At 40.1% G+C, this 4,131-nt stretch carries 5 protein-coding genes; 4 read left to right on the top strand and 1 reads right to left on the bottom strand.

Annotation, left to right across the window (positions count from 1 at the left end; all coding sequences use genetic code 11):
- Positions 1-55: 55 nt before the first annotated feature.
- On the bottom strand, positions 56-1,012 hold the full coding sequence (locus tag HMPREF2988_RS10540; RefSeq protein WP_070770615.1) for a Gfo/Idh/MocA family protein: 957 nt from the start codon (positions 1,010-1,012) through the stop codon (positions 56-58).
- Positions 1,013-1,185: 173 nt separating this feature from the next.
- On the opposite strand from HMPREF2988_RS10540, the gene HMPREF2988_RS10535 reads away from it, so the two are divergent.
- Genes HMPREF2988_RS10535 through HMPREF2988_RS10520 form a run of 4 tightly spaced genes read left to right on the top strand, consistent with a single transcriptional unit; the run spans position 1,186 to position 3,897 of the window.
- Positions 1,186-1,746, top strand: a complete 561-nt coding sequence (locus HMPREF2988_RS10535; RefSeq protein ID WP_002293272.1) for a hypothetical protein — start codon at positions 1,186-1,188, stop codon at positions 1,744-1,746.
- Positions 1,739-2,563 carry a M15 family metallopeptidase gene (locus HMPREF2988_RS10530; protein WP_002329114.1) on the top strand — a complete coding sequence of 275 codons (825 nt, stop codon included), beginning with the start codon at positions 1,739-1,741 and terminating at the stop codon, positions 2,561-2,563. The genes HMPREF2988_RS10535 and HMPREF2988_RS10530 overlap by 8 nt, the downstream gene beginning before the upstream one ends.
- Before the next feature lie 9 nt (positions 2,564-2,572).
- Positions 2,573-3,190: a glycoside hydrolase family 73 protein gene (locus HMPREF2988_RS10525; protein WP_070770614.1), complete on the top strand. Its 618-nt coding sequence runs from the start codon at positions 2,573-2,575 to the stop codon at positions 3,188-3,190.
- Positions 3,191-3,207: 17 nt separating this feature from the next.
- On the top strand, positions 3,208-3,897 hold the full coding sequence (locus HMPREF2988_RS10520) for a beta/alpha barrel domain-containing protein (RefSeq protein ID WP_002293277.1): 690 nt from the start codon (positions 3,208-3,210) through the stop codon (positions 3,895-3,897).
- Positions 3,898-4,131: the final 234 nt, after the last annotated feature.

Genomic DNA, 4,131 nt, shown 5'->3' with positions numbered 1-4,131 from the left:
TGTTTGGCTGTTCTTATTACTTGATGCAGACCAGCTTTTTCACAACCTTTTAAAATTATATATTTTTCCATAAAACTTGCATTTGATCCAAGATGTCGATGACATCTTTTGTCAAGAAGAGAGAACGATTTGGCAAGTCACCTTCGATCATGTGTACCATATTGTTTATTTCGTAATTCATGGCTTCAGAAGTACGCCCGCTTTCGATGAATTCCTTCGTACCGTCTGTAAATAGGATCTCTGCACGATCCGCACGAGGATAATCAGCAATCGTCACATAGCCGTTTTCAAAGGCAACGATCCCGACTTTTGGCATTTTTGCCTGAAAAGTCAAGCTGACAGCAGCAAGTTCATTTTCTTTGTTGCGCAAAATAGTGACTGATTGCTCGTCTACGCCTGTTTCAAAAGGGACCATTGTAGAGGCAACTACTTCAGGCTGAGAACTCAAAAAGAAACGAGCGAAAGATACCGCATACGTACCGATATCCAATAGAGCTCCACCAGCTAATTCAGGATTGAAGAATCGGTTTTCTGGATCTGGTTCCTTATAACTGCCGAAAGGTGCTTGGATCATTTTTAAAGCCCCTAGTTTTCCTGTATCCATTATTGAGCGTAACTGCTGATAAAGTGGCATGTTGAAGATAGTCATGGCTTCTGCTAAAATCAGATTCTTTTCTTCTGCTAAACGCATAGCGTCAGCCAGTTCTTTTTTGTTCATCGTGATGGCTTTTTCGCATAAGACGTGTTTGCCTGCTTCCAATGCTGCCAAGATATGGTCGATATGCTGTTTATTTGGTACAGCAATGTATATGATGTCGATTTCAGCATCGTCTAACATTTCTTGATAGCTTCCGTAAGCTTTTGGAATATTGTAACGGTGTGCGAATTTTTCCGCTTTTTCTGAAGTTCTGGAAGCAACCGCTGTTAGTTCGCTTGTCTCTTGATTGAAGCTTTCGGCAAACTCATGTGCGATGGTACCTAGTCCAACGATTCCCCATTGATATTTTTTCATCTGAAAACGCTCCTTCATAGTTGGATTGAGATTCTTTTCTGTCTATCATTATAACAAAAATCACGAAGAATGAAGGGGAGAGGACTTGAAACATTAAAAAAAATGAAAGCAGCGATTTAACAGGTGCTTTTTGACTAAAACTTAAGTAGAATAGTTAAAAGGAGGGGATAAACGTGCATCAAGTATATATTGATCTTATTATGAGTGTATTATTGGAACAGTTTGAAACTGAAAAAAACTTTTTAGATGAATACTTGCTGATCAGCCCAGAACAATGGCAAAAATGGAAAGATGGCGAGAAAAATTTGCCTTCTGAAGCGATGCAGAAAGTAAAAAATCTTTTCACTGATTATGAATGGATGCTTACGCAAAAGATTTTGCGTCAAACGATTATTTTTCCCGAGAAACGAAATATTGCTGTTGCAGAGTATAAACAAATTAAAACACGTATCGCGCAAAAATGGCTAAGCAGCAAAGCAGCAAAAGTCGAGCTGATCCCTTTGAAAAACAATCAGCAGGCTGGTAGGTACCTTGACTTGAAAGTAAGTATTCAATATGATGAATGGGGCTATGACGATATTTTGAATTTTCGTTTGCCAGCAGATGTTCAAAAACAGATTGAAGGAGAAAAAATCGAACTTCTTGATTGGGTGAATGAAAATCTGGAAGAAACTTACGTTCATGATACGAACGGGGAACGTGAAGAACAACGAAAGGATTTTTCAAGTGAATAAATTTTTAGGAATTGGAGCAGTTGTGATTATGATCGCAGCAATGGGCTATGTTATTTTTAGCGATGATGACGCGCATGTTCAAGCCGGCAATCAAACGGTCGAACGAACAAGCACCAAAACAACTGCTAGTAAAGAAAAGAACAGTCAAACAACAAGCAGCAAGGCAAAGGACAAAGAAACACAAGATCGTACATCCAAACAATTGCCAGATGTTAAAACAGACGATTGGCAGCTAGTTTTGGTTGGTCCAGATCACAAATTAGAAAAAGAAATCGATGAGTCTACTCAATTGGCATCATTGAGTAATGGATATTTGATCGACAAACGTATTGCTCCGGAATATGAAGCATTTGCTAAAGCTGCCGAAGAAGCTGGGTTTCCGTTAGTTATGGTTTCAGCTTACCGGTCTGTATCATCCCAACAACAAGTTTTCGAACAAAATGTCCAAGATGTGATGAGTCGCCAAGGTGTATCAGAAGAGGAGGCGACAAAAATCACTAAAGAAACGATTACGGAGCCAGGATACAGCGAACACCACACAGGTCTGGCAGTCGATGTCGTTGATCAAAACTGGTACAACAGTTATCCTTCTACTGTATTGGATGCAAGTTACGGAGATCAGCCTGGAGCTAAATGGATTGCAGAGAATGCGGCGCAGTATGGATTTATCGTTCGTTATCCAAAAGGACGCGAAGATATAACTAAAATCACATATGAACCTTGGCACTTACGTTATGTCGGTAAAGAAAATGCTGAGTATATCACCAAACACCAATTGACGCTAGAAGAATATCTGAATGAATTAAATGAAAAGTAGGAATTGATCATGGCGAAAAAAAAATGGAAAAAGCAAAAGCGCAAGAATATCCGTTGGCCAGCAGTGGTTGCCGGTATAGTAGCGATACTCCTAGCCTTTGTTTTTTCCTTGAAGAATCTGTCTTCTCCTTTTACTGATAATCAGCAAGAAAATGAAGCGCAATCCCATCAGCAATTTATTGAACGGCTTGTTCCACATGCCCAAGAACTACAAGATGGTTATGGAGTGCTTCCTAGTATCATTTTAGGACAAGCTATATTAGAATCGAATTGGGGAAAAAGTACCTTGGCTAGCAAATACAATAATCTTTTCGGGATCAAGGCTTATGGGGATCAGAAGAAAGTAAGCCTGGAAACAAAGGAATTTGTTAACGAAGAATGGATAACTATCCAAGGAGACTTCAAAGTGTATGATTCATGGGAACAGTCCATGGATGACCATACACAACTGTTTGTCCAAGGAGTAGATTGGAATCCTGCACTGTATGAAAAAGTGATTGCGGCCACCAATTATCAGGAAGCCGCACAAGCATTGCAAGATGCAGGTTATGCGACAGACCCCGGTTATGCGCAAAAAATCATCCAGGTCATCGAGACGTACCAGTTGAATCAGTATGACCGGAGATAGCAAAGGAGAAGTGGCTGATGGCAGAACAATTTACGCCGGAAATCATGACGGAATTGAGAAAAGATATCGTAAGAGTACCGGAAATCATTTTAGAAGCAAGCGGGATCAAGATATTTGGAAAATTGATTCGTTCGATCATCTTTACTACGGATATCGCAATCATACGAAATACAAATGCGAATGCAGTAATTGCTGTGTATCCTTTTACACCACATCCAGCAATTACTAAAAGTATCATTGAGGCAGCTGATATTCCGGTTTTTTCCGGTGTAGGAGGCGGATTGACACAAGGTGCTCGTTCTTCTTACATGAGCATGTTTGCAGAAGCGCAAGGTTCTTTAGGGGTCGTTTTGAATGGTCCTACACCTTTAGAGACAGTGAAAGAAGTTTGTCGAGTAGTTGATATCCCAGTTATCAGTACGGTAACATCGAAATATACAGAAATTGATGAAAAGTTAGCAGCTGGTATTTCGATTATCAATATCAGTGCGGGAAAAGAAACTGCAGAAGCAGTACGTCATTTTCGTAAAAAGTATCCTGAACTTCCTATTATTGCGACAGGCGGACCAACGGAAGAAAGTATTGCTGAGACCATTCAAGCAGGAGCAAATGCCATCACGTATACGCCGCCAAGTAGCGGAGAGCTTTTTAGTCGTAAAATGGAAAAATATCGGGAAACTGAAAAAGGAAACATGGATAACAGGTAAGAAGTAGAGGCTGGGACAGAAGCGTTTAACTCCAAGAAATAAGAAGGAATTCACGAGAATTGCTTTTCAAATTTTTGTGAAATTTCGGCTTATTTCCGAAGGAGTTGCTTCTGGATCCGCCGTTTATACGTGTTTAGAGCGTGAGACAAAAGTGTTCTTTACTTTTGTCCCACGCTCTTTTTCCGGATAAACGGTGTTCTCCTACCAATTCCTCGGTCACAAGTCACAATATTC

The organism is Enterococcus sp. HMSC061C05 (assembly GCF_001814765.1).
Classification (GTDB): Bacteria; Bacillota; Bacilli; order Lactobacillales; family Enterococcaceae; genus Enterococcus_B; species Enterococcus_B lactis.
Note: the sequence above shows the minus strand (reverse complement) of the source record. Positions and strands in the feature narration are given on the sequence as shown.